The organism is Shewanella sp. 10N.286.52.E4 (genome assembly GCF_041468785.1).
GTDB lineage: Bacteria > Pseudomonadota > Gammaproteobacteria > Enterobacterales > Shewanellaceae > Shewanella > Shewanella electrodiphila.
Genome location: NZ_JBFRJJ010000022.1, coordinates 172,998 through 199,077, shown reverse-complemented (window position 1 = coordinate 199,077; position 26,080 = coordinate 172,998). Strand labels below are relative to the sequence as shown.

The window sequence follows — 26,080 nt, the reverse complement described above, 5'->3', positions numbered from 1 at the left end:
ATGGTTCTATAATGGTAAAACAAAACCGCTTTATTGGGTACTGAGACATTACTATTAAGCGATATTTAACCATTTTTTATAAAAAATTAAATTTTTTTCATTCAATATCGAACTTTTTCAAAGCATGCGAGTCTACTTTATTGTGAATATGATTCGAGCGACTGAGAAATCAGTATTATAGATTTAGGAGTAGTCGGCTCGGATGAGTGGACAAATAAGTGATCAACAGTTAGTTGAGCGTGTACAACGCGGTGACAAAAACGCATTTAATCTGTTAGTTCAGAAGTACCAAAATAAAGTAATGAGCTTGATATCACGTTATATTCGAAATCAAGCTGACATCGCCGATGTGGCACAAGAAGCCTTTATTAAAGCTTATCGTGCATTACCTAATTTTCGTGGTGAAAGTGCGTTTTACACTTGGTTGTACCGAATTGCAGTAAACACTGCAAAAAACCATTTGGTTTCTCAGAGCAGAAAAACACCGGCTAACAGTGTTGATGCAGAAGAAGCTGAATACTACGAAGGCAGTGATGCGTTAAAAGAATTTGCATCTCCAGAACGTTTAGTTTTGTCGGATGAAATTAATAAGGTGATTTTTGAAACCTTAGAAACGTTGCCAGAAGAATTGAAGATTGCAATATCACTTCGTGAACTTGATGGTATGAGTTACGAAGATATTGCCAATATCATGGATTGTCCTGTTGGAACGGTAAGATCAAGAATCTTCCGAGCCAGGGAATCAATCGATAAAAAACTCCAGCCTTTGCTGGAACAGTAATAGTCTTTATTGACACAGGTGAAAAATGCTTAAATCAGGTCAAGAATGGGTTTCATCAGCAGTTGACGGCGAAGTAGATGCTAAAACATTAGCGGAACTGTCAGCAGACGAAAACTCACACAAACAGTGGCAAAACTATCATATGATTGGTGATGCTATGCGTGGTGAGTTACCGCAGACAATTGATTTAGATCTTACTGCAAACATTGCAGCAGCAATTGAGTTAGAACCTGCGATTATCGCGCCTCAAACTGAAACTACGTCAACTCATGATGCCAAAGTGGCTACTACTGAGACTAAGAAAGACAATGTTGTGCCTTTCTTTAAGCAATTTGGCCAATATGCAATTGCTGCTACTGTCGCTATGGTTGCTATTGTCGGTGTACAAAATTACGGTCAAGACCAAAACGCTGATTCACCATTACCTGTGTTAAACACGCGTCCATTAGTGGGTACCGCTTCTCCTGTGAGTTTACAAACTGGCGCAGTGCAGAATCAATCTAGTGTTAGTAATGACAATGTTGTTGAGCAACGTCGTAGAATTAATTCTTATATTCAAGACCATATGCTACAACAAAGGTTGAATTCAGGTGTCGTTGTGCAGCACAATGACGCTATTGAACAAAACGTTAATAAATAATTTGGAGTTAGCTTGCGTCTAATCCTGTTAGCCCTTGTTGTATTGGCATTTCCTACATTTGCCAATAGCAATACTGAAAGTATTGCTGAAGAAGAAATGTCTGCAAAAGCTTGGCTTGAAAGTATGAGCCAAGCGCTACAAACCAAACAGTACAAATCCTCTATAATTCAGCTTCAAGCAGACCATATTCGTCCATTAGTTTATCTTCATGGTACGGTGAATGATAAAGAAGTTGCCTTTTTAGAATACCTCAATGGTCCACCTAAAAATGCAGTAAGAGTTGCTGATACTGTCACTTTTATTGAGCACGACCAACCCGCTTACAGTATAAATGCTCCTCGTATTCAAGGTGTTTGGCCAACTATTTTTGCAACTGATGTTAGCTCTTTAGAGCAAGGTTATCAGTTTGTCTTAGGTGGTCGCAGCAGAATCGCTGGCCGTCCAGGTCAGATGATCCGTATTATTCCCGTAGATGATAATCGCTTTATGTCGCAAGTGTGGATTGATATGGACACACGTTTACCACTTCGATATGACATGGTGAATCAAGAAAAACAATTGCTCGAACAAATGATGGTCATTGAGTTACTTGAACTTAACGAACCTGCGAAAATTTTAATCGAAGCGGAAAAACAAGGTTTACCGCCAGTAATGAATCCTGCTGAGCGCATTAAAGGCCAGAACTGGGAGTTCAGTTGGTTACCTGCAGGTTTTCATATGGTGGTAAAAGATCACCATCGTTTAATTGGCAGTGATGAATCAGTTGAATATATTGCTTTAAGCGACGGTTTAGTGAATATTTCGGTTTATGTTGCGCGCATGGGTGACAGCCCAATGCCAGATGAACTTATTACCCGCAATGGCTTATCTATGGTCGTTGAGCAAGTTGGGAACGTTGAAGTGGTCGCTGTGGGTAAAGTACCAGCAGAAACTCTAAATCGTATTGCTAAAAGTCTCATTTTGAAGTAACTATCTAGCATGTCAGATACGCCTTCAACTCAAACTCCTTCAACGCCGCCGCAACCCGCATTGTCAAAATCGATGCTGGAAGAGGTGGCAACTGTCACAGCTTATGATCCTGATGGTTGGGTAACCGTAGAAATTGAATTGAAAAGTGCTTGTAATCATTGTTCTAGCAGTGAGAACTGCGGCACTTCGACGGTAGCAAAAGCGTTTTCAGTCAAGCGGCAGCGGTTTTCATTGATGAGCGAAAAACCTTGCGAAGTGGGTGATTTACTCAAATTAGCTTTACCGGAGAGCGTTATTATAAAAGCGGCTATGCTTGTTTATATTGTGCCGCTGTTCGGTTTGTTTATGGGCGCGGCAATGGGTTTGTGGCTTGGTGATTTACTCAATGTTAATGCTGATTATAGTTCAATGTTGTTCGCTGCATTGGGCGGAGTGAGCGCTTGGTTTGCTGGCAAACAGCAAGCAGCAAAGTTAGAAAAGTCTTCTACTCCAGTAATAACCGCTTATTTAGGGCAAGCAGTGAGTTTACATCGCGGTTAAAAATGTCTAAATTCTTTGTAAAAACATTAAAGTTTGCCGCTTAAACTGTCTATTTTTACACTGATTTCTGTTGGCCTATTGATTCTGATTGGTATTAACCCCTTATTCAGGTACAATTTGGCACCATTATTTCCATCATTTTAGTAGTAGTCATTTCATCCAAATGAAACACATTAGAAACTTCTCAGTTATTGCTCATATCGATCACGGCAAATCAACATTGTCAGATCGCCTTATCCAATTTTGTGGTGGTTTATCAGACCGTGAAATGGCCGCTCAAGTACTTGATTCTATGGATATCGAGCGTGAGCGCGGTATTACCATTAAAGCACAGAGCGTTACGCTCGATTATAAAGCTGATGATGGCGAAACCTATCAATTGAACTTCATTGATACTCCGGGCCATGTTGATTTCTCATATGAGGTATCACGTTCATTAGCCGCTTGTGAAGGTGCATTGTTAGTTGTTGATGCTGGTCAAGGCGTTGAAGCACAGACACTGGCTAACTGTTATACCGCCCTTGAAATGGACCTGGATGTGGTACCAATCTTAAACAAGATTGATTTACCACAAGCGGATCCTGATCGCGTTGCTGCTGAAATCGAAGACATTGTTGGTATTGATGCCATGGACGCAGTTCGTTGTTCGGCGAAAACGGGTATTGGTATCAAAGATGTTTTAGAAACGATTGTTTCTGACATTCCACCACCTGAAGGCGATATTGATGCGCCGCTGCAAGCTTTGATTATTGATTCATGGTTTGACAGCTATTTAGGTGTAGTTTCTTTAGTACGTATTAAACATGGCGTACTGAAGAAAGGTGACAAATTTAAAGTGATGTCGACAGGTCAGAATTATAATGCTGATCGCGTAGGTATCTTTACACCTAAACAAACTGATACACCTGAATTAAAAGCAGGTGAAGTTGGCTTTGTTATCTCTGGTATTAAAGAGATTCATGGTGCACCGGTTGGTGATACGTTAACTCACGCCAAAAATGGCGCAGAGGAGCCACTTCCTGGTTTTAAAAAGGTGACTCCACAGGTTTACGCGGGTGTATTCCCAATTTCAACCGATGAGTTTGAAAGCTTCCGTGATGCCTTGAATAAACTAAGTTTGAATGATGCGTCATTATTCTTCGAACCTGAATCTTCTTCAGCATTAGGTTTTGGTTTCCGTATTGGTTACCTTGGCTTATTGCACATGGAGATCATTCAAGAGCGTTTAGAGCGTGAATATAATCTTGATTTGATTACCACAGCACCAACAGTAGTTTACGAAGTTGAAATGACTCGTGGCGAAGTGCTGTATGTTGATAATCCATCAGATTTACCGGCAATTAATAATATTGAAGAAATTCGCGAACCTATCGTTGAAGCTAATATGTTGGTGCCAAAAGAATACCTAGGTAATGTGATTACTTTATGTGTTGAAAAGCGTGGTGTTCAAACCAATATGGTTTATCACGGTAATCAAGTATCTGTGACTTACGAACTGCCTATGGCAGAAGTGGTTATGGATTTCTTCGACCGACTAAAATCAACCAGCCGTGGTTACGCTTCACTCGAATATAACTTTATTCGTTTCGAACCAGCTGACATGGTGCGCTTAGATATCATGATTAATGGCGATCGCGTCGATGCATTAGCAATGGTTATTCACCGTTCAAACATTCGTCACCGTGGTCTAGCACTTGTTGATAAGATGAAAGAACTTATCCCAAGACAGATGTTTGATATTGCGATTCAAGCGGCTGTTGGTAGTCAGATTATTGCCCGTTCAAACATTAAAGCGATGCGTAAAGACGTAACGGCGAAATGTTATGGTGGCGATGTTTCTCGTAAGAAGAAACTACTGCAGAAGCAGAAAGACGGTAAAAAGCGCATGAAGCAAGTTGGTAATGTTGAAGTACCACAAGAAGCGTTTTTAGCAGTATTGAAGCTTAATGATTAACCTCTTAATTAATATGCCTGATCAAGGCTTTTATTAAGAGTGAAGATAACGCCGCAGTTTGCGGCGTTGTTATTCCTAAAAATAATTATTATTTTTCACCAAAGATGATGAGCAAAAGTTAATTTTGCAATCGAAGTGATTTTGTATATTTTGTAACACAACAGATAGTGATTCTGCATGTTATCCGTCGGATACTCATTATTTAGCAGTGTTAATCACTGAACCCATTTAAAAGTGTAAAGGCAGGAGCTTAATACCCAATGGCAGCCCATTTTTCTCTTATTTTAGTCATCGTCACGTTAGTCAGTGGTTTGATTTGGCTAATTGATGTTATTTTCTTTGCTCCAAAGCGCCGCGAAGCGCTTGCTTTAGCCGAAGCAAAACAAGCAGACCTTAGTGAGGAAGCAAAAGAGAGTATTATACGTGAATCAACGGTTGTTGAATTTGCTCATTCTATTTTCCCAGTCATTGCTTTTGTGTTGATTTTACGTTCGTTTATTTACGAACCATTTCAAATTCCATCTGGTTCGATGAAGCCGACTTTACTAGTGGGTGACTTTATTTTAGTTGAGAAGTTTAGCTATGGTTTACGTGATCCAGTATGGCGCAGTAAATTAGTTGAAACGGGTGAACCTGAGCGCGGTGATGTGTTCGTATTCAAATACCCAGAAAACCCACAAATAGACTATATTAAAAGGGTTATTGGTTTACCGGGTGACCGAATTGTTTATCAAAATAAGCAGTTTTTGATTGAACCAAAATGTGACGATGGTGCAAATTGCCCGCCAGCGAAAGCAGTGAAATTAAGCAGCGTTAATCGTGGTGAGTTTTCTCAAGAAGGTATCCCATTATCTCGTTACACTGAGCAACTTGGTGATATTGAACACGACATTTTGATTAACCCATCTCGACCAGATTTTAGTAATCATTTTTATGAGCAAGCAGGCACCGCTGTGGGTGAGTTTATTGTTCCTGAAGGTGAGTATTTTGCTATAGGTGATAACCGCGATAATAGTACAGACAGTCGTTTTTGGGGCTTTGTACCTGAAGCGAATCTAGTTGGTAAAGCGGTCGCTATTTGGATTAGTTTTGAGTTTGAGCGACCAGCAAGCAGCTGGTTACCAACTTGGGTGCCGACGGGTGTGCGTTTTGACAGAGTAGGTGCAATTAAGTAATGGAACCAATTAAGAACTTACCACGTTTATGTAGAACACTTGGTTATGAGTTTACCAATGTAGATCTGCTAACTCAGGCGTTAACCCATCGAAGTGCCGCTTCAAAGCATAACGAACGTCTTGAGTTTTTAGGTGATTCGATTTTATCAATTATCATTTCAGATGCGTTATATCACCAGTTTCCAAAAGTCACTGAAGGTGACTTGAGTAGAATGCGCTCTACATTAGTAAAGGGTGAAACCCTTACCGTTATCGCGAAAGAGTTTAAATTAGGTGATTATCTTTATTTAGGCCCAGGCGAACTTAAAAGTGGCGGATTTAGACGCGAGTCGATACTCGCTGATGCTGTTGAAGCTATCATCGGTGCTATTTATCTTGATGCCGATATAGAAACATGCCGTGGTCTATTGTTGACCTGGTATAAGCAACGCTTAGCTGAAATCAAACCAGGTATTAACCAAAAGGATCCGAAAACGATCCTTCAGGAATATTTACAGGGTTATAAAAAGCCATTACCAGAATATCTTGTTGTAGATGTTAAGGGTGATGCGCACAATCAAACATTCACGGTTGAATGTCGAATATCAGAAATAGATAAAGTAGTGACAGGTGTCAGTACTTCTAGAAGAAAAGCTGAGCAGCTAGCTGCGGCTCAGGTATTGGAGCTAATTAATAAATGACCAAAAAAACAGACTTGCCAGAAAGCTCGCCAGCAGAGCCAAGCTTGGATGAATTATTGGCAAGGATGAATGGTGCCGCACCCGCTGCTGAAGCGAAATATGAAGTGACTTTTTGTGGCATGGTTGCCATTGTAGGTCGCCCAAATGTGGGTAAATCAACTTTACTGAACAAGTTACTTGGTCAGAAAGTGAGTATTACTTCTAAAAAGCCGCAAACCACACGTCACCGTATTATGGGTATTCATACAGATGAAGCAAAACAAATCATCTTTATTGATACGCCAGGTCTTCATATTGACGAAAAACGCGCTATTAACCGTTTGATGAACCGTGCAGCTGCCAGTTCATTAGCAGATGTGTCTATGGTTGTGTTTGTTGTTGATGGTATGACATGGACTGAAGATGATGAAATGGTGCTTAATAAGCTGCAACAAGGTAGTGGTAAGCGTAAAACTGTTTTAGCCATTAATAAAGTCGATAACATTAAAGATAAAGAAGCCTTATTTCCTTATCTTGCAGAGCTCTCTGAAAAGTTTGCTTTTGATGAGATTTTGCCGATTTCAGCCACTAAAGGCACCAACGTGCAACGTATTTTAGATTTAGCGCAAGAGTCTTTACCTGAAGGGCAGTTTTATTTCCCTGAAGATTATGTGACTGATCGTTCTCAGCGCTTTATGGCATCTGAAATTGTGCGTGAAAAGCTGATGCGCTTCTTAGGTGATGAACTACCTTATGATGCCACTGTCGAGATTGAGCAGTTTAAAATGATGGACAATGGCGTTTATCAAATTAATGCTTTGATTTTGGTAGAGCGTACAGGTCAAAAACGCATGGTCATTGGTAACAAAGGTGAGCGTATTAGAACCATTGCTACCCAAGCACGCCTTGATATGGAGACCTTATTTGATAATAAAGTTTTCTTAGAAGTGTGGGTGAAAGTGAAATCAGGTTGGGCAGATGACGAAAGAGCGCTGCGCAGTCTAGGTTACGGTGAAGACTAATACAATGTCAGCCTTGATCTCATGCTATAGCCGTTAGTCGTCTCTTCGATGTTACGCGGCTATATACTCCATCATCGTCCTTACAGAGAATCCAGTGTGATTGTCAATCTGTTGGTCGATGGTGTGGGTCGCCTTGATGCATTAGTCAGGGTAGGCAGCGGTAAAAAATCCATTAAAAGTATCATCCAGCCTTTTCAGCCTCTGATATTTCAATTCAATAGTAAATCAGACTCAGCTGATTCTTCACTTAAGTTTATTACCCAAATTGAACCTGCAGCGCCAGCACTTCCCTTAAAATCAGATAGTTTATATTCTGCGATGTACCTTAATGAGCTTCTGGTGAGAGTACTTAGCTCAGGCCAACATGCCGAAAGCTTATTTTTGCATTATCATCGCAGTTTGATGGCGTTAGCGAGCGAGTTTAGCTCAGAGCATTTACGCTATTTTGAAATGGAATTGCTTAATGAACTGGGCGCTTTACCTTCACTTGAATATGATACTCAAGGGGAAAGTATTATGCCTGATATGAGTTACCGGATTATTGCCGATGAAGGCTTTTTACCTGTGGCTCAGCAGGCATCAGCAAGCGTGACAAATAGCCGCCATTTATTATCTGGTGAGATGCTGATTAACTTAAAATCCAAACAACTTGTTGAAAATAATTTAGTGCAGGCGAAAGGATTAATGAGGTTATTATTAACTCCATTGTTAGGTGGAAAACCACTACTAAGCAGAAAATTATTTATTAAGAAGTAACAGATTAGCACTGATATTAGAACGATATTAGTTCTGATAACAGTGCTGAAATTAGACAAGAACAAAAATATATAAGGAGCCCACAGTGAGTGGAATTTTATTAGGCATTAACATCGACCATATCGCCACTTTACGCCAAGCTCGTGGTACTGAATACCCTGATCCTGTACATGCCGCAGCAGTGGCAGAACATGCTGGTGCTGATGGCATCACCATTCATTTACGTGAAGATCGCAGACATATTGTTGATCGTGATGTTTACCTACTGGCCAAAACCCTAAAAACACGGATGAACTTTGAGTTTGCTGTGACTGAAGAAATGATTTCAATTGCCTGTGATGTTAAGCCAGCTTATGCCTGTTTGGTACCTGAAAAACGTGAGGAATTAACCACCGAAGGTGGTTTAGATGTTGCTGGCCAACTTGATAAAATCACCCAAGCTGTCACACGTCTTGCGGCACAGGGTATTAAGGTGTCTTTATTTATTGATGCAGACAAAGCACAAATAGATGCTGCAGTGGCCTCGGGAGCGCCTTATATTGAAATTCACACAGGCTGTTATGCTGATGCGAAAACTGATGCAGAGCAATTACAAGAGTTAACGCGTATTACCGAAATGGCAAAATATGCTCACGGTAAAGGCCTGATTGTTAATGCAGGTCATGGCTTGCATTACCATAATGTCAAACCAATTGCGGCTATTCCTGAGTTGTATGAACTTAACATCGGTCATGCTGTGATAGCGCGCGCAGCAATTGACGGCTTAGCTGTTGCAGTAAAAGACATGAAGCAACTGATGCAAGAAGGTCGCAGAGGCGAATAATGGCTGTTATTGGCTTAGGTACTGATATTGTCGAGATTGCTCGTATTGAGACCCAGTTTATGCGCCTTGGTGATAAACTGGCTAAACGTGTATTAACGCCAGCAGAACTTGAAATTTATCAGAGTTCTAAAATACCGCATCGATATCTTGCAAAGCGTTTTGCTGCTAAAGAAGCTGCAGCCAAGGCCTTAGGCACTGGCATTGGACGTGGGGTGTCATTTCAGCATATTCATATTGCCAATAATGACAGTGGTGCCCCCATTGTGAGTTTTACTGATGGTGCCTTAACGAGAATGAATGAACTTGGCGCTAGCCATGTTCACATCACCATCGCCGATGAGCAACACTATGCTGTAGCGACAGTTATCATAGAGTCTTAAATCGGTATTAGGATGATTTCACTACTTGATTGCACAAGTAATCTATTAAGGTGCTTCGGCGTCTTTTTTGGGCGCCTTTTTCGACTTCTATCAAAAGGTGTTTGCTGGTATTTATTTCTTATCGGGCATTAAATTACAACTGCGAATGATTCTAGAGCTTGAGCTCCATAGTTGAAGTAGGGTAAGTTAATAGGATGTTACTTGATAAAAATAATAAGGACTCGTAATGAAATCGGCCGTTGAGCAACTTGCCACTTATAAAAGTGTGCATTTAAACCCCAAAAATATTAAAACTCACTTTGTTGGCGTACCGCTAATTATTTGGTCTGTTTTTTTATTGCTAAATCTAATCCCAATTAATTTTGTTTTGTTAGCCGAAGATGGATTTAAGATTAATATCGCAACCATCTTCGCTTTGGGGACATTGATATATTATTTTATATTGCATAAAGGCTTAGCGCTTGGTTTAACCATTTTTATTATCCCAGTCCTGATGACTTCTTCAATGGTGGCTGAATTTGATAATGCTTGGATGGTGGGTGTTGGTGTATTTTTTGTCGGTTGGGTTATTCAGTTTATTGGCCATAAATATGAAAAGGCGAAACCTGCATTCATCGATGATTTAAATCAGTTATTGATAGGCCCTTTTTTCTTAATGGCTGAGTTGTACTTCATGATGGGCTTAAACAAAAATTTAGAGCATGAAATTACGCCTATCGCTCGAGATAAAAGAAGAGCATTAGAAGCCAACCGCCGTCAGGCAGCGTAAAGTAAGCGAAATAAAGTTTATACGAGCAATAAAAAAGGCGCTTATTAGCGCCTTTTTTGATGGCGTTTGAATTGGACTAATCAGTCAACTCTTCAGTCGTATCTTCTTTAAGTCCAGGTACTACTTTCACCGCTTTAATCATGTTGTCAGAGACCTCAATCACTTCAATATTATAATTATCGATAGTGACGTTTGTTCCCGCATCAGGAATATCTTCTAGATACTCGATGATAAGCCCGTTGAGTGTCTTAGGGCCATCAATTGAAAAGTCCCATTTCATTTCTTTGTTCAAATCACGGATGTTGATCGTTGCATCAATGACAAAACTGCCATCTTGTTGAATATCAATATCCTCGCTGGCAGTGGTGATCATTGAAGTGGTAAAGTCGCCGACAATTTCCTCTAGGATATCTTCAAGCGTCACTAGCCCCTGAATGTCACCATACTCGTCAACCACTAAGCCAAAGCGTTCTTTATTTTGCTGGAAGTTAGATAGTTGTACGGTGAGCGGTGTACCTTCAGGAATGAAGTACAACTCTTTTACTGCCCTAAGCAAAGAGGACTTACTGAATTCTTCTTTCGAGCGAAGTCTAAGGGCATCACGAAGGTGAATAAAGCCGACGGCATCATCAATATTGTCACGATATACCAACACTCGAGTATGTGGGCTTTGAGTGACTTGCTTATTGATTAACTTGAACTCGTCATTGACGTTAATTGCATAGATGTCTGATCGCGGGATCATAATATCTTCAACGGTGACCTTTTCTAAGTCGAGAATGGATATCAACATCTCTTGATGTCGCTGAGGGATCAGTGCACCAGCCTCATGAACCACAGTGCGCAGCTCTTCTTGGCTTAATGCATCGTTGACACTGATATTTTTTATACCTAATACACGCAAAAAGCCTGATGTGATCAGATTAATGACTTTAACCAGTGGCCATAACACTGATAACAGGGCTTTTAGTAAGAAGCTAGATGGAAAAGCGATACGTTCAGGGTGAAGAGCTGCAACCGTTTTCGGCGTTACTTCAGCAAATATCAGCACTACTAATGTCAGCACCCCCGTTGCGATTGCCACACCCATATCGCCGAATAAGCGCATACCAATAATGGTGGCAATGGCCGAGGCTAAGATGTTGACGAGGTTATTACCAATTAGAATTAAACCAATTAACCTGTCTGGCCTTTCAAGCATCTTTAATGCTCTTTGCGCCCCTTTATGCCCACTAGAAGCAAGGTGACGAAGGCGGTAGCGGTTTAATGTCATCATGGCTGTCTCAGACCCAGAAAAGTAGGCTGAGATTAAGATTAACACTAGAAGAGAGAGGAGGAGTGCGCTGGTAGAAATAGCGTCCAAAAAGGGCTCCAGTAAACGTAATTAAAAACTGAGTAAAAAAAAGACGAATGATGAGTATCAATCATTCGTCATGAGTGTCAAGTCTGGGAAGGTTAACCTGCCAGAGTTGTAGTTTATCTTAAAATGATTTCAGTCACTATTCGAGCGCCAAAATAAGCTAAAGATAATAATGTTGCACCTGATAATGTGTAGATGACGGCTGTGCGAACACGGCAACCAATGGTGTAGTTTTGCCATAGCATAGCGCCGTATACTAACCAAGCTAAGATGGATAAAATTGCCTTATGACCTTTACCATCTTCAAACATATCTTCTAAAAACACAAACCCCGTGATTAATGAAAGAGTCAGTAAGAACATACCGATAGTGACTAAATGAAAAAGTTGTTTTTCAACTGTCATTAAAGGCGGCATGCCAGGGCTCATCATGGTTTTCTTGTTTTTAAGCTTATTTTGAATCAATAACAATTGAATCGCATAGAGCGCGGCAATCATTAATGCACTGTAAGCCATAAGAGAAAGCACAATGTGCGCTAAGATCTCAGGGTGGATATCAAAATGAATAATGTACTGTGGCGGTATGAGCCATAACACTGCAACTGAAATAACAGAGCAGGCATAAACCACAGGTACCACAACTATCACCTTTAAACGGTGCATAATAATGGTAAAGCTGAAGGCGATAATCCAGTTAACTAATGAAATCACATTCGTTAAACTGAAGTTTTGACCGTCAGCAGTATAAATAGTTTGCGAAAGTGCAATACCGTGAAGCACAACGGCAATAGATGCAAAAATTGCAACCAATCGACGATTCGGCCCTTCTGCATGGAACAAACGACTCGTCACTAATACGAGTGCAATGCAATAAAACAACATAGCCGAAGCTGAAAAAATGACCATCTGGAATAAACCTATCAAGTTATGAGTGCAGGTTGTTTTTAAAAATAAAATCAGCACATCTATATTTATCTTAGATTAACATGAACCCTACCCATTAGGGCAGTGACCCAAGACTCAAAATTTAACAGTTTCCACCATTTAACTCCAAATAATTTACGAAAAATGACATACATCAATAGACAGGCCTCAGGCTAATCTCGCATCTTGAAGTAGTTTGGGTATAATAGGCGACAATTATCGAATCGTTTAAGGTAAACAGCAGAGCATGTTTGAGAATCTAACCGACAGACTGTCACGAACCCTCAAGAATATTAGTGGTCGTGGTCGCTTAACCGAAGACAACATTAAAGAAACCTTACGTGAAGTGCGCATGGCACTACTTGAGGCTGATGTTGCTTTGCCCGTTGTACGCCAATTTGTAAACAGCGTAAAAGAACGTGCAGTCGGTCAAGAAGTCTCTAAAAGTTTAAGTCCAGGACAAGCATTCATTAAGATTGTCCAAAATGAACTTGAAAAAGCGATGGGCGAAGCTAATGAAGCATTAGATTTAGCCAGCCAGCCACCTGCAGTATTAATGATGGCGGGTTTGCAAGGCGCGGGTAAAACAACCAGTGTTGCAAAACTGGCAAAATTTTTACGTGAGCGTGAGAAAAAATCTGTTTTAGTTGTGAGTGCCGATGTTTATCGTCCAGCAGCGATTAAGCAATTGGAAACCTTGGCTGCAGAAGTTGAAGTGGACTTTTTCCCATCAGACGTAAGCCAAAAACCAATTGATATTGCGACAGCTGCAATTGCGCATGCAAAATTAAAATTCATTGATGTTGTAATTGTCGATACTGCAGGTCGTTTGCATGTTGATGAAGCCATGATGGATGAGATTAAAGATCTCCATGCTGCTGTAACACCTGTTGAAACGTTATTCGTTGTCGATGCAATGACAGGTCAAGATGCGGCAAATACTGCTAAATCATTTAATGAAGCACTACCTTTAACCGGTGTTATTTTAACAAAGGTTGATGGTGATGCCCGTGGCGGTGCTGCATTATCAATTAGAAACATTACCGGTAAGCCAATTAAGTTTTTAGGTGTCGGTGAGAAAACTGACGCATTAGAGCCGTTCCACCCAGAACGTATCGCTTCACGTATTCTTGGTATGGGTGACGTATTGTCACTTATCGAAGAAGTTGAACGTGGTGTCGATAAAGACAAAGCGATGAAGCTTGCTTCAAAAGTGAAGTCTGGCGGTGGATTTGATCTAGAAGATTTTCGTGAACAACTGCAGCAAATGAAAAACATGGGCGGCATGATGGGCATGATTGAAAAGCTACCTGGGGTAGGGCAACTGCCTCCAGAAGCATTAGCTCAAGTTCAAGACGGCAAAATGACCAATCAAATGGAAGCCATTATTAATTCAATGACGCCTGGTGAACGCCAACGTCCTGATATCATCAAAGGTTCGCGTAAGCGCCGTATTGCATTAGGTTCGGGTACTCAAATTCAAGACGTCAATCGTTTATTGAAGCAGTTTACTCAAATGCAAAAAATGATGAAAAAAATGTCAGGCAAAGGCGGCATGAAGAAAATGATGCGCGGCATGGGCGGAATGATGCCTCCTGGAATGAAGTTTCCAGGGCGTTAATTCGCTTTAAAACTCCAAAAAAATTATCTACATCAGTTCGTAAGACTGATTATCAACTATGTGGCCATAAGCCCTTTGGTTTTTAAAACAACGGATTTGGTTGCAATAGTTGAAAAATCAGGTAAAATCTTGCGGCTTTCTCTGGGGCCCTTCGCGAACACGGAGTCCCAGTTTTTATTTTTGCTTACTAGCAAATCATTAGAGGAATAAAACGCATGGTTACCATTCGTTTAGCTCGTGGCGGCGCAAAAAAGCGTCCATTTTACAATATCGTTGTTGCTGATAGCCGCAATGCTCGTGACGGTCGTTTCATCGAACGTGTTGGTTTTTTCAATCCTTTAGCTAAAGGCCAAGAAGAAACTCTACGTTTAGATCTAGACCGTGTAGATCACTGGGTTGCTACAGGTGCAGCAACTTCAGAACGCGTAGCGAAATTGATCAAAGACGCTCGTAAAGCTGTTGCTTAATAGCGTTAAGGTATAAATAGATGAGTAGTAACCAACAACCAATCGTACTAGGCAAAATTGGCTCTAGTCATGGTATTAAAGGTTGGATGAAAATCACTTCTTATACCGATTCTGTTGAAGGTATTTTTGATTATTCTCCTTGGTTCATTAAAGAACAAGGTGAATGGCGTGAAGTAAAAGTCACTCAGTGGCGTTTTCAAGGTAAAGCACTTGTTGCCTGTCTTGAAGGTGTAAATACACGTGAGGATGCGCAATTACTTACAAATTGTGAGATTGCAATTCAGGCTGACCAAATTAAAGACTTGTCGGAAGATGAATTCTACTGGCGAGACTTGATTGGTTGTACTGTGACCAATACTAAAGGCTATAACATGGGTGAAGTTGAACAGATCGTGGAAACAGGATCTAACGACGTACTACTTGTTAAAGCTAACGTAAAAGATGCATTCGGCAAAGCGGAACGAATGATCCCCTTTGTCCCTGAGCAGTTCGTCCTTGAGGTGAACGTGCAAAGTAAACAGATATTAGTGGACTGGGATCCAGACTTTTAAGTCGAGGTACAACATATGTGGTTAGGGGTAGTAACCCTGTTTCCTGAGATGTTTCGTGCTGTTACAGACTTTGGAGTTACGGGTCGAGCCGTTAAAAACGGCCTGTTAGAGTTGCAAACGTGGAATCCTCGTGATTTTACGAATGATCGACATAATACTGTTGATGACCGTCCTTATGGTGGTGGTCCAGGTATGTTGATGATGGTGCAACCGTTACGCGATGCTATTCATGCAGCGAAAGCTGCGGCAGGTGACGGTGCGAAAGTGATTTATTTATCACCTCAAGGACGCAAGCTGGATCAGCAAGGTGTCAGTGAGTTAAGTAAATCATCTAGTTTGGTATTGGTATGTGGTCGATACGAAGGTGTTGACGAACGTATCATCCAATCTGAAGTAGATGAAGAGTGGTCGATTGGTGATTATGTGCTTTCGGGCGGAGAGTTACCTGCGATGACTTTAATCGATTCAGTTGCAAGGCTAGTACCTGGTGTACTAGGTAAGCAAGCGTCAGCAGAGCAAGATTCTTTCTCTGATGGCTTATTGGATTGTCCACACTATACTCGCCCAGAAAACTTAGATGGTGTCGGTGTTCCAGCAGTGTTATTAAGCGGTGACCACGAAAAAATTAGACTCTGGCGGTTACAACAAAGTCTTGGTAGGACTTTTTTGAGACGACCAGAATTATTTGAAAATCTAGCTCTGACTGGCGAACAAAAGACTCTTTTAGCAGAGTTTGTTACCAATATGGACAAGCCTGTTTAGTCGAAGCTCAGTTAATCCTAGAACGGAGTAAGTTATGAACAATATCATTAAAATGCTCAACGATGAGCAAATGAAAACTGACGTACCTGAATTTGGTGCTGGTGATACAGTAGTAGTTCAAGTACGTGTTAAAGAAGGTGAAAAAGAGCGTCTACAGGCGTTTGAAGGTGTGGTAATCGCTAAGCGTAACCGTGGTCTTCACTCTGCATTCACTGTACGTAAAATCTCTAATGGCGAAGGTGTTGAGCGTGGTTTCCAAACTCACAGTCCACTAGTAGCTAGCATCGAAGTTAAGCGTCGCGGTCGTGTTCGTCGTGCTAAGCTTTACTACCTACGTGAGCGTTCAGGTAAATCTGCACGTATCCGTGAGAAGTTGGCAACTAAGTAATAGTTACCCGCTTGAAAAAATAAGATGCAGTGTTCGCACAACAACCCGCCTATATGGCGGGTTTTTGTTTATTTGGAGAAAATGTCATTTATAGGTTGCTAAGCCTTATTGAAAAAGGCATAGTTAGCACAAGTTTGTAATGGTGTAGCGTTACACTAATATTTATTGAAGTGTTATTGAGTAGAAACCTTAAGAAGTGAGTAATGAGCATGCAACAAGATACGATTAATAACGTCCACATTAGTTCTGAAAAAGTGTTGGTAACCCCAGCTGAGTTAAAAAAAGAGTTACCGTTATCTGATCATGCTTATCAGTATATTTTAGACGCGCGCCAAACCGTGGCGGATATTGTCCACAAGCGTGATAACCGTGTATTAATTGTGACTGGACCTTGTTCTATTCATGACATTGACGCAGCAAAAGAGTATGCATTGAAACTTAAGAAGCTGCATGATGAATTAAGCGGTGAGTTCTACATCTTAATGCGGGTTTACTTCGAAAAGCCACGTACCACCGTTGGCTGGAAAGGCCTTATCAATGATCCTGATATGAATGAATCATTCGATGTCGAGAAAGGCTTAAGAATGGCACGTGAGTTGATGATTTGGCTTGCTGAATTAGAGTTACCTGTAGCTACAGAAGCACTTGATCCAATTAGCCCACAATACATGTCTGAGTTAGTGACTTGGTCTGCTATTGGCGCACGAACCACTGAATCGCAAACTCACCGCGAAATGGCATCAGGTCTATCTATGCCTGTTGGTTTCAAAAATGGTACTGATGGAAAACTTGATGTAGCAATTAACGCCTTAAAGTCAGCAGCTAGCAGCCACAGGTTTATGGGAATTAATCAGAAAGGACAAGTATCGTTATTGCAAACTGCAGGAAACCCAGATGGTCATGTAATTTTACGTGGCGGTAAAACACCGAACTATGATGCAGAAAGTGTTGCCACATGTGAAGAACAATTACACAAGGCTAAGCTCAATGCGCGATTAATCATTGATTGTAGTCATGGTAATTCATCGAAAGACTATACAAGACAGACCATAGTTTGCGAGGATGTATTCCAGCAAATTCAAAATGGTAATCGCTCAGTGATTGGTGTCATGCTTGAAAGCCATTTAAATGAAGGTAATCAGTCTTCTGATAAACCTTTACCTGAACTTGCTTACGGTGTCTCAGTTACTGACTCTTGCATTAACTGGGCAACTACTGAATCACTTTTGCGTCGTAATGCCGATTTATTAAAACCTGTTTTACCGAATCGCTTTGCTGGTTAATTTATAAGTAAGTTGTGCGATAGATGGATATAAGCTATGAATGAAAAAACCACATTAGATTTAGAAAATTTACGAGACCTGATTGACGGCGTTGATCAACAGTTATTAAATTTACTCCGTAAACGTCTCGATCTAGTCGCGCAAGTTGGTACTGTTAAGCATGCTGCAGGGGTGCCAATTTATGCACCACAACGTGAAGCTTCGATGTTAGCTAAGCGTCGTAAAGAAGCCAGTGAAATGGATATCTCTCCGCAATTGATTGAAGATATCCTAAGACGCTTAATGCGTGAGTCGTACCTTAATGAAAAGGATGTCGGCTTTAAGCAGGTTAAAACCGATCTCGGACACATCGTGGTTGTCGGTGGTGAAGGTCAATTAGGTGGTTTGTTTAGTCAAATGCTAAGCCTTTCAGGTTATCAAGTGAAAAGCTTAGATAAAGATGACTGGGATCAGGCTGATGCACTTTTTGATGGTGCAGGGATGGTGATTGTTACTGTGCCAATTAACGTGACTTGTGAGCTTATTCGTAGCAAATTAAACAATTTACCTGATCATTGTATTTTAGCTGATCTCACCTCAATTAAGTCAGAACCGCTCAATGCAATGTTAGAGGCCCATAAGGGACCTGTAGTGGGTTTACACCCAATGTTTGGACCTGATGTGGGTAGTTTAGCCAAACAAGTTGTAGTGGTGTGTGATGGACGTGAAACCGATAAATACCAATGGTTTTTAGAACAAATTACGATTTGGGGAGCCCGCATTGTTAATGAAGATGCAGAGCGACATGATAAAGCCATGCAGCTAGTGCAAGCAATGCGACATTTCTCAAGTTTTGTGTACGGAGTTAATCTGTGTAAAGAAGAAGCTGATATTGAAAGTTTATTGCAATTCAGTTCGCCTATTTATCGATTAGAGCTTGCCATGGTAGGCCGGTTGTTTGCTCAAGATCCTGAGCTCTACGCCGATATAATTTTTGCACAAGAAGGTAGTCAAGTTGCTATCAGCGATTATCTGGACAATTACCGTGATGCATTAGATTTATTGAAAAGCGGTAATAGAGATGCATTCGTTGCACAGTTCAGAGATGTGGCTAAATGGTTTGGCGATTTTGCACCGCAATTTCAACATGAAAGCCGTGCAATGTTGCAATCAGTGAACGATATGAAGACAAATTAAGTCATTTTGCTGGATAAGTTCGCAAAATATTGCGAAACCAAAGATCTAGGATTATTGTTATAAGGGAGTTACGATGAGTAACTCCCTTAATTTTAACGCACTAGGAGTGAATCTTATGACAGAAGCTGAGGTCTATACCGCAGAAGATTTATCGCTTGGGCATTTTTTATATGCGTTGATGAGTGCATTTCCGTTATTTTTTTTACCGGTTTTCTTTAGTTTAGTGATTAATATCTCGCAGACTAATGTTGCTTCTCAATCGTTACTGGCATCACACCTTAGATGGCAACGTAATAGTATTACAGGTTTAATGCCATTATTGATCATTGGCTACTTTATGCCGCAACTTTGGCTGAGTATTCCTGTATTCACTTTTGCTTTAATTTGGTTCAGTTATCGTATTTTCAAAGGTTGGCTAGGCCTAAACGATAACCTCAGTATGTATTAGTGGCTAATTAATCAAATTTTGTTAAGCAGAAGACATAAAAAAACCGAACCCATGAGTTCGGTTTTTTATTGTCTTCAATTTAGCTATAGATTTGATTATACAGTACTGAGTCTGTGCTAAGTCACAGTCACAGTCACAGTCACAGTCATAGCCTAAGCCAGATGTTAAACAGATCGCTTAGTAGCGATACTTCGGGTTACTAGCAATTTTGGTTAACAAGAGTTTCGTTAGCAAAAATTTCAGTTAACAAGAAACCCCATGCCTTTAACGACAGTGATGAACATATCTCTATTGATGCAGTCGGTGTAATAACTCGGCCTGTTGTTCAGGACAGTTGAGTTGGTTATCGTTAATAATGACACCGTTTGCGTGCAGCTGTTTTAAGGCTTTTGCTTGCTGACAGACTAGTTTATCTTCAACGGCATAGCTCACATTACCTAATACAGGTAAATGGCTCTCAGACAGTACTTCAATAAGCCCTGCGAGATCTAAAGCAAGTTGCTCAGGGTTATTAAAACTTCTAATTCCCGCCTCAACCAATATTAATTGTTGGTTGCCTTGGGTTAATATTTTATTTGCTGATGCTAACCAATCTGTTGTGCTTGCCATTGTATTGCGCTCTAGCAAAACAGGTGTGCTAACAGAACCCGCTAAACCAAGTAATTCCTCGTTATACATCTCTTTACCTGCAAGGTAGATCATGTCTGCCACTTTGACGATTTCGTTAAAGTGATTCACAGAATCAATTTGAACAGCACTCGTTAGGCCTGCTTGATCGATTAAGTGACAATATTCTTTTATCTCAATCGCACTGAGACTGGCGGTTGTAGTATCGAGTAATAATACCGCCTGAAAGCCTGACTCTTTAATTTGCTTAACTTTAGTGGCAAATACATCCTTGTCTATTGGTAAATTGACTTGTTGCATTGCCGCAAAATCGCTGCCGCCGACATTAAATTGCTTCAACTCAATTTGAGTATTTTGCTGGCGATATCGTTTTGAAAATTTGGGTGCGTCATTATCTTCTGACGGGGTGCTAATAGATTCTTTTGAACTATTAGGCTCGATCACTAATTGGCTGTTATTAAGCTGAGTTGGTTTGACTGTTTCGCAAGGGTAGCAACCTAATACTTTGATAAAGCGGGTGAGACGCTCTAACTCTTTAAGTGCTTGCTGTAGTTCAGTTGTCGCAAGATTAGCATCAACATCGAGATAGAACATTTCTTCCCACGGTGTCCCCGGAATAGGGCGGGATTCAAGTTTGCTCATATTGATATTGTGCGCTTTAAGCACTAATAAAGTTTCAACTAATGCACCTGGCTTTTGTCCAGTGGCCATAATAAGCGTGGTTTTAGCGGGTAATTGTGAAGGGACAGCAACCGCTTTTCTTGCAACCACAATAAAACGACTCTGGTTTATTTTTTGATTTGCTAAACCATTTTCTGCAGCGGTTAACTGATATAAGGCGCCGCCTTCAGCGCTGCCAATGGCCGCAACACTGCTATCTTCAGCATCTATCACTTTCTGCATTGCTTCAGCACTGCTAGAACAATAGGCTAGCGTCAGGTTTGGGTGTTGCGATAACCAATGACTACATTGACTAATAGGCTGTGGATGAGCAAATACCGTTTTAATACTATCTAAACCAGCGCCATCTTTGGTTAATAGGCAATGCCCAACCTCGATAGTGGTTTCGCCAACAATAGATAACGAAGTGTGCTGAAGTACGTCGTAAACTTCATTAATTGAACCAGAAGAAGTGTTTTCAATCGGAAGAAAGCCTAAGTCAGCATGTCCAAGCTCTACTGATTTGATGATTTCATCAAAGCTTTGGCAACCGAGATCTATCATGTCTATCTGACGACGTTGACAAAAACGACTTGCGGCTAAAAAGGAATACGACCCTCGAGCGCCAAGGTATGCGATGGTTGATTGCTGTTGCTGGATCTCTGGGTTCGCCCTGCCGTGTAAATAGGCTTGCTGGTTTAATACCGAGTCCTCGATGATGCTTTGATATAAAGAAATAACGAAATGAGCCTCTAAACCATGCTCTCTTCCTTGTTCAACTAACCTTGCTAGTAGTTCTTTTTCTCGTTGGGTATCTCGAATCGGTCTTACATCGATTTCTTTGCTGCGAGCGACATCTAAACTTAAGTCACGACGTTTAGATAATAAAGACAGCAGTTCTTTATCTAAGGCGGTAATTTGCTTGCGGGTTTGGTTTAATTCTGGCGCTTTGTTCATAATTGCCTCAATGACGACTGCTTAGCTGACATACCTTTAAACAGGTAGCATTTTAAAGTTAATAATAAAAAGCCCCCCAAGTGGGAGGCTTCATATTTCATTTTCGTTTTTACACAAAAAATCCGCCTCAATAAGGGGGCTGAATAAAAAAGAAAATAAAATCGTTCTGAGTAAATGTTTTCATCACATTAAAACTAAAGGGCTAAGGAGAATGTGTCAATCAAATAATGCTGAAGATTGTTCATATTCTGCTGTCGGGAGAGGATGTCAGTAATCATTTAGCTTTTTAGCAGATGATTAGGCATTAAAAAGCGCATCCGAGGATGCGCTCTTGGTTAATCAGTAAATAAATCGTCAAGCTGCAGTTTCCTCCTTATAGTCATACTCAAAATCATTATTCGTTTCAGCTGTTGGCGAAACGTGACGTTGAGATTGGGGTTTATGTGTCAGGCGATTTAGCTGTTTTTCCAGCTTTTTACCCATTGCAGTAATAGCTGCGTAAAGGTTCTCATTTTTCGCCTGGGCAAATAGTTCTCCACTTGGCAAGCCTACAGAAGACTCAATTTTAAAGCTCTGCTTTTCTTGAGTGATGATGACGTGCGGGTTTATTAATTGAATATCGTGTCGTGTTAACTTTTCAAACTGTCCTTCGATGCGTTCAAGAATTGGTGCAGTGACTTCAAGTTGCTTGCTAGTGATTTTCAGCATATTTCGAACCTTCTGTTGTTTGCTTGAATTCAGATTACCAAGCTTACAGACAAAAATCGTGATCTAAATCACATTTTTATCGCTGTTTTAATCTGTTTGATTCATATTTGATCGCTTAGACAAAATGGAGCAAAAAGTCTCTTAAAAGCCTTGTAATCTTATTTTATTAGGCTCATATTGGAATAGATAACAAGGGACGAGAAATCTAAACCTTCGTTAATTTTAGTTAAAATTCACACTCCTCTTCATTCCTATATAGCCTAATTCACCAATTCATTTCTAAAGCAATGACCAACTCAATAATGTATGTTCAATTCAGCTAAACGATAGTTGACTTGAGAATGACACATTAACGGTTATGTGCAAAAAGTTATGTATTGTTTATTACACCCTGTATAAAGTACTTCGCTTGTTACAAACTACGAAATTTTCACACATAAATTACCTTTCTTTACGTTCCTACCCTATGAGAGCTAGCGCTGTATCTTTATAATCAAAATTGAACAATATTGAGTACGTTTAACATGAATAGAATTAACGGCGAATAATATGAGTATAGAACAAAAAAAAATTAAGGTATGGGATATACCCACTCGATTATTCCATTGGCTTACTGTTGGCTTATTGATTTCACTTTGGTGGACAGCTGATAGTGGCGAAATGGAGTGGCATCAAATATGTGCATATAGCCTGATGGTGTTAGTTCTTTTTAGGCTTTTGTGGGGCATTGTTGGCAGTGAGACTTCACGTTTTACTGACTTTGTATCTGGACCTACAAAGGTTTTGAATTACCTTACAGGTAAGCATAAGTCTACTGTCGTTGGCCATAACCCTTTGGGTGGCTACATGGTATTATTCATGTTCACAGTTTTATCTTTACAACTGTTTAGTGGTTTATTCTCTAGTGATGATATTTTTACCGAAGGCCCTTTATATTCAACCGTTTCTTCTGATCTAGGTGCCTGGTTTACTTGGCTTCATAAAGTCAATTTTAATGTGATTCTAGCTTGTATAGTACTCCACATTTCAGTGATTTTGCTTTATGCCATTAAAGGAAATAATTTAGTGACTGCGATGATTTCAGGGAATAAAAAAATGACAGATAAAGAGTATAATATGTTATCTCAAGAACCTAAAATGACATCATCAGTATTAGCTATCATTATCGTTGCAGCTATTAGTCTAGTGATTGGTTATTGGTTGATCGCACCGATTGTAGCGTACCTTTAACAGCAATAAGGCTAGCTTGTTTATTTCACATCAGCTTAAAAAATAAGTTGTACTGAGGCTAAATTGAGCATTTAACTGTAGCGTCTGTTAAATAATAAAAAGCCCACAAAAGTGGGCTTTTTATTACTTGTGATTAATCATCTCTTCAATCACTGGCATTCTATTGAAAGAGACTTAGTCTTTCTTGTACATATCGTGACAACCTTTACAGCTTTTACCTGTATTGCCAAAAGCTTGTTTAATTTGCTTTTTGTCACCAGTTTGCGCTGCGACATTCAATTTAGCCGCATTCTCTTGGAAAGTGGTCATTTGGCTATCGAAATCAGCTTTGTTGCTCCAGATTTTAGCAAGTGCTTCTGTATCACCTTTATCTGAACCGTCGATAAAACCTTCATGAGGAATATTTGCAAGACCAGCTAAATTTGCCGCGCGGGTTTGAAATACGTTTAAATCAAAATCCTTCTTACCTTTTAGCATTGCGCCCATATCGCCGAACTGGTAGCGAATTAAACTGAAGGCAGATTGACGGTATTCAATTGCGTCATTAGCATCTTCGAAGTTATGTGCATTAACAGTAGGGATGAGTAGTGCGCTTACAGCAATTGCAAAAATTTTGTGTTTCATAAGTTTTCTCTTATTTTCTAATTATATGACGGTGGTTTAAATCACATTTTACACATAAATTTGAACTGAGTGCGAATCTTGTTTGTGTCTATTTGTAAGTAATCTCGTGAAATGTTCAAAAATAAAATTATTTTTAAATTTTCTTATTGCTGGATAAGAAATATTGGTACACTTTGTACTGTTGAGGCATTACTAAAAGAGAGTGTTATGCGAGCCAATTGGGAATCTGTGGTTGAGAAGGTGTTAAGTTATCCAAATTCTGATGAATTAGGAATATTATTCCAATTGTTATTAACTGAAGAGGAGCGTAGTGCTGTAGCTGGCCGCTTAAAAGTGTTCCAATTACTTCTTCAAGGCGATTTAAGTCAAAGGCAAATTTCCGCAGACTATCAGGTAAGTATTGCGACTATTACGCGTTGCTCAAATTATTTAAAAAACATGCAGCCGGAACAGAAACAAAAAATCCAGCAACTATTACTTGACTAATAATTACTGGATTGATGGCTGCTTAATGAGTTCTGTCTAACCTAAGATTCGGCTAGTTAAACTTTGCTCTCGTTTGTACGCCTGGGATTTTGTGGTGTCGGTAGCTGATTCTTCTTAACAGTACATAAGCACCATAAGTAAAGAGACATATAGAAATAACAACACCAGAGTCTTTTGGAAGAAAGCGAAAGATTAATCCAGCTGACATGATATAGATGAATGGTAAATATCCGTAAATCGATTCAGGTAATATCCCGTCAATACGTTTTCTTTTTCTATCTGTTCGACGGTTTTTAGATCGTTGATTCCAAATATGAGCGCCATAAAAGAACACGAGTAGTGAGGCTATGATTGCGTAGGGCTCTTTGAGCAAGGCAACACTTCCGGCACCTATAATCATATAAGTGAATGGCAAAATTTCATAAATCGGTTTAATTAACATAAGCACTCCGTCGCTTGTGATTAATCATAAGTAAGTCTTTTTAGGCTAAGTCTATAGCCTCATCTAGTACCTACTATTCATACACGTCATAGCTAACCGACGTATTATTAAGAATCAAAGGGTGAATAAACTAGTGTTAGCTGATTGCATTTAGGCAGGTAAATGTTAATCAACTAATATGAATAATAACGCAAAAAAAATACGTTACCCAAGGATTTGGCTAACGTATCTTTGATTTCAAACTTTCGGTTTAGTCGTTTATAGCTAAGTTATTGAATTAGGCTTAATCAGGTTTAGCTATTTTTCACTATTAGTGACAGCCGCAGCCGCCATTACCATCACAACCTGGCTTTTCTGTATCACATTGTTCATGTTCTTGAGCATGGTCGTGACCACAACCGCCTGCTGCATGAATGTGTCCGTGAGCGACTTCTTCAGCTGTTGCTTCGCGAATATCCATGACTTCAACGCTGAAGTTTAATGCTTGACCTGCTAATGGGTGGTTGCCATCAACCACGACAACACTATCTTTAACTTCAGTTACTTGAACTGGACGTTGGCCCATTTCAGTTTCAGCAATAAAACGCATACCTGGAACGATATCTTCAACATCACCAAACGCTTCTAAAGGTACTTCTTGCTTTAGCCCTTCATGGTATTCACCATAAGCTTGCTCAGTAGGAATGTTGGCGTCAAATTTATCACCAACCACTTTGCCTTCAAGTTCGACTTCTAAGCCTGGGATCAGGCCTTCAGTACCATGAAGATAAACCATTGGTTCTGCTTCAAATGAGCTTTCGATTAGCTGGCCATCTTGGTCTGTTAAACGGTAGTGAATAGTCACTGCTGAATGTTTTGTGATTTTCATAACGACTCCAATTCATAATGTGCGCGCATGA

Annotated in this window: 29 protein-coding genes and 1 other annotated feature; of the genes, 22 read left to right on the top strand and 7 right to left on the bottom strand. The window is 40.1% G+C overall.

What is annotated here, in order from left to right; all coding sequences use genetic code 11:
- Positions 1-202: 202 nt before the first annotated feature.
- From rpoE to AB4153_RS12550, 12 genes are all read left to right on the top strand, one after another.
- The gene (rpoE, locus tag AB4153_RS12605) at positions 203-781 is read left to right on the top strand and encodes an RNA polymerase sigma factor RpoE (protein ID WP_102529698.1); all 579 of its coding nucleotides are present in this window, start codon (positions 203-205) and stop codon (positions 779-781) included.
- A gap of 25 nt (positions 782-806) precedes the next feature.
- Positions 807-1,421: a sigma-E factor negative regulatory protein gene (locus tag AB4153_RS12600; RefSeq protein WP_102529697.1), complete on the top strand. Its 615-nt coding sequence runs from the start codon at positions 807-809 to the stop codon at positions 1,419-1,421.
- A gap of 12 nt (positions 1,422-1,433) precedes the next feature.
- On the top strand, positions 1,434-2,390 hold the full coding sequence (locus tag AB4153_RS12595) for a MucB/RseB C-terminal domain-containing protein (protein WP_102529696.1): 957 nt from the start codon (positions 1,434-1,436) through the stop codon (positions 2,388-2,390).
- Between the two features lie 72 nt (positions 2,391-2,462).
- On the top strand, positions 2,463-2,930 hold the full coding sequence (locus AB4153_RS12590; RefSeq protein WP_303512958.1) for a SoxR reducing system RseC family protein: 468 nt from the start codon (positions 2,463-2,465) through the stop codon (positions 2,928-2,930).
- Between the two features lie 163 nt (positions 2,931-3,093).
- Positions 3,094-4,884, top strand: coding sequence for a translation elongation factor 4 (gene lepA / locus AB4153_RS12585; protein ID WP_102529695.1), 1,791 nt, complete (start codon positions 3,094-3,096; stop codon positions 4,882-4,884).
- 260 nt (positions 4,885-5,144) lie between these two features.
- Positions 5,145-6,059 (top strand): signal peptidase I, encoded by a 915-nt coding sequence (gene lepB / locus AB4153_RS12580; protein ID WP_102529694.1) that lies wholly within the window; start codon positions 5,145-5,147, stop codon positions 6,057-6,059.
- A complete protein-coding gene (gene rnc, locus AB4153_RS12575; RefSeq protein ID WP_102529693.1) occupies positions 6,059-6,739 on the top strand; it encodes a ribonuclease III in 681 nt (226 codons plus the stop codon). Before lepB ends, rnc begins: the two co-directional genes overlap by 1 nt.
- Entirely contained in the window at positions 6,736-7,740 is a 1,005-nt protein-coding gene (gene era / locus AB4153_RS12570; protein ID WP_229367768.1) for a GTPase Era, read from the top strand. The genes rnc and era overlap by 4 nt, the downstream gene beginning before the upstream one ends.
- Before the next feature lie 48 nt (positions 7,741-7,788).
- Positions 7,789-8,496 (top strand): DNA repair protein RecO, encoded by a 708-nt coding sequence (gene recO, locus AB4153_RS12565; protein WP_371997669.1) that lies wholly within the window; start codon positions 7,789-7,791, stop codon positions 8,494-8,496.
- A gap of 85 nt (positions 8,497-8,581) precedes the next feature.
- Positions 8,582-9,319 carry a pyridoxine 5'-phosphate synthase gene (gene pdxJ / locus AB4153_RS12560; RefSeq protein ID WP_102529690.1) on the top strand — a complete coding sequence of 246 codons (738 nt, stop codon included), beginning with the start codon at positions 8,582-8,584 and terminating at the stop codon, positions 9,317-9,319.
- Positions 9,319-9,699, top strand: coding sequence for a holo-ACP synthase (gene acpS / locus AB4153_RS12555; protein ID WP_102529689.1), 381 nt, complete (start codon positions 9,319-9,321; stop codon positions 9,697-9,699). Before pdxJ ends, acpS begins: the two co-directional genes overlap by 1 nt.
- Positions 9,700-9,925: 226 nt before the next feature.
- Positions 9,926-10,468: a DUF962 domain-containing protein gene (locus AB4153_RS12550; protein ID WP_102529688.1), complete on the top strand. Its 543-nt coding sequence runs from the start codon at positions 9,926-9,928 to the stop codon at positions 10,466-10,468.
- Positions 10,469-10,544: 76 nt separating this feature from the next.
- Here AB4153_RS12550 and AB4153_RS12545 read toward each other — a convergent pair whose 3' ends face one another.
- Positions 10,545-11,831, bottom strand: coding sequence for an HlyC/CorC family transporter (locus tag AB4153_RS12545; protein WP_102529687.1), 1,287 nt, complete (start codon positions 11,829-11,831; stop codon positions 10,545-10,547).
- A gap of 113 nt (positions 11,832-11,944) precedes the next feature.
- The gene (locus AB4153_RS12540; RefSeq protein ID WP_102529686.1) at positions 11,945-12,733 is read right to left on the bottom strand and encodes an inner membrane protein YpjD; all 789 of its coding nucleotides are present in this window, start codon (positions 12,731-12,733) and stop codon (positions 11,945-11,947) included.
- Between the two features lie 265 nt (positions 12,734-12,998).
- On the opposite strand from AB4153_RS12540, the gene ffh reads away from it, so the two are divergent.
- The 8 genes from ffh (at position 12,999) to AB4153_RS12500 (ending at position 19,447) form a co-directional block, all read left to right on the top strand.
- Entirely contained in the window at positions 12,999-14,372 is a 1,374-nt protein-coding gene (ffh, locus tag AB4153_RS12535) for a signal recognition particle protein (RefSeq protein ID WP_102529685.1), read from the top strand.
- 215 nt (positions 14,373-14,587) lie between these two features.
- The gene (gene rpsP, locus AB4153_RS12530) at positions 14,588-14,839 is read left to right on the top strand and encodes a 30S ribosomal protein S16 (protein ID WP_055025607.1); all 252 of its coding nucleotides are present in this window, start codon (positions 14,588-14,590) and stop codon (positions 14,837-14,839) included.
- A gap of 20 nt (positions 14,840-14,859) precedes the next feature.
- Entirely contained in the window at positions 14,860-15,390 is a 531-nt protein-coding gene (gene rimM / locus AB4153_RS12525) for a ribosome maturation factor RimM (protein WP_102529684.1), read from the top strand.
- 15 nt (positions 15,391-15,405) lie between these two features.
- Positions 15,406-16,152, top strand: coding sequence for a tRNA (guanosine(37)-N1)-methyltransferase TrmD (gene trmD, locus AB4153_RS12520; protein WP_102529683.1), 747 nt, complete (start codon positions 15,406-15,408; stop codon positions 16,150-16,152).
- A gap of 34 nt (positions 16,153-16,186) precedes the next feature.
- Positions 16,187-16,540, top strand: a complete 354-nt coding sequence (gene rplS, locus AB4153_RS12515; protein ID WP_055025610.1) for a 50S ribosomal protein L19 — start codon at positions 16,187-16,189, stop codon at positions 16,538-16,540.
- Positions 16,541-16,749: 209 nt separating this feature from the next.
- Positions 16,750-17,823: a 3-deoxy-7-phosphoheptulonate synthase gene (locus tag AB4153_RS12510; RefSeq protein ID WP_102529787.1), complete on the top strand. Its 1,074-nt coding sequence runs from the start codon at positions 16,750-16,752 to the stop codon at positions 17,821-17,823.
- Positions 17,824-17,859: 36 nt separating this feature from the next.
- Complete coding sequence (gene tyrA, locus AB4153_RS12505; RefSeq protein ID WP_371997666.1) at positions 17,860-18,999, top strand: bifunctional chorismate mutase/prephenate dehydrogenase; 1,140 nt, start codon at positions 17,860-17,862, stop codon at positions 18,997-18,999.
- 115 nt (positions 19,000-19,114) lie between these two features.
- Positions 19,115-19,447 carry a hypothetical protein gene (locus tag AB4153_RS12500; protein WP_371997777.1) on the top strand — a complete coding sequence of 111 codons (333 nt, stop codon included), beginning with the start codon at positions 19,115-19,117 and terminating at the stop codon, positions 19,445-19,447.
- 288 nt (positions 19,448-19,735) lie between these two features.
- On the opposite strand, the gene AB4153_RS12495 is transcribed toward AB4153_RS12500, so the two are convergent.
- Together AB4153_RS12495 and hpf are read right to left on the bottom strand one after the other, a co-directional pair.
- Positions 19,736-21,691, bottom strand: a complete 1,956-nt coding sequence (locus AB4153_RS12495; RefSeq protein WP_371997665.1) for a chorismate mutase — start codon at positions 21,689-21,691, stop codon at positions 19,736-19,738.
- Positions 21,692-21,754: 63 nt separating this feature from the next.
- Positions 21,755-21,868, bottom strand: a sequence feature (Phe leader region).
- A 177-nt stretch (positions 21,869-22,045) separates the two neighbouring features.
- Positions 22,046-22,399: a ribosome hibernation-promoting factor, HPF/YfiA family gene (hpf, locus tag AB4153_RS12490; RefSeq protein WP_102529679.1), complete on the bottom strand. Its 354-nt coding sequence runs from the start codon at positions 22,397-22,399 to the stop codon at positions 22,046-22,048.
- A 549-nt stretch (positions 22,400-22,948) separates the two neighbouring features.
- Here hpf and AB4153_RS12485 point away from each other — a divergent pair.
- Positions 22,949-23,629 (top strand): cytochrome b/b6 domain-containing protein, encoded by a 681-nt coding sequence (locus AB4153_RS12485; RefSeq protein ID WP_371997663.1) that lies wholly within the window; start codon positions 22,949-22,951, stop codon positions 23,627-23,629.
- A 174-nt stretch (positions 23,630-23,803) separates the two neighbouring features.
- Here the strand turns inward: AB4153_RS12485 and AB4153_RS12480 are convergent, their stop codons facing one another.
- Positions 23,804-24,253, bottom strand: coding sequence for a cytochrome c (locus AB4153_RS12480; protein WP_102529677.1), 450 nt, complete (start codon positions 24,251-24,253; stop codon positions 23,804-23,806).
- 207 nt (positions 24,254-24,460) lie between these two features.
- Here AB4153_RS12480 and trpR point away from each other — a divergent pair, with 207 nt between their 5' ends.
- A complete protein-coding gene (gene trpR, locus AB4153_RS12475) occupies positions 24,461-24,739 on the top strand; it encodes a trp operon repressor (protein WP_102529676.1) in 279 nt (92 codons plus the stop codon).
- 52 nt (positions 24,740-24,791) lie between these two features.
- On the opposite strand, the gene AB4153_RS12470 is transcribed toward trpR, so the two are convergent.
- Positions 24,792-25,181, bottom strand: a complete 390-nt coding sequence (locus tag AB4153_RS12470; protein WP_102529675.1) for a hypothetical protein — start codon at positions 25,179-25,181, stop codon at positions 24,792-24,794.
- A 310-nt stretch (positions 25,182-25,491) separates the two neighbouring features.
- A complete protein-coding gene (slyD, locus tag AB4153_RS12465) occupies positions 25,492-26,049 on the bottom strand; it encodes a peptidylprolyl isomerase (protein WP_102529674.1) in 558 nt (185 codons plus the stop codon).
- Positions 26,050-26,080: the final 31 nt, after the last annotated feature.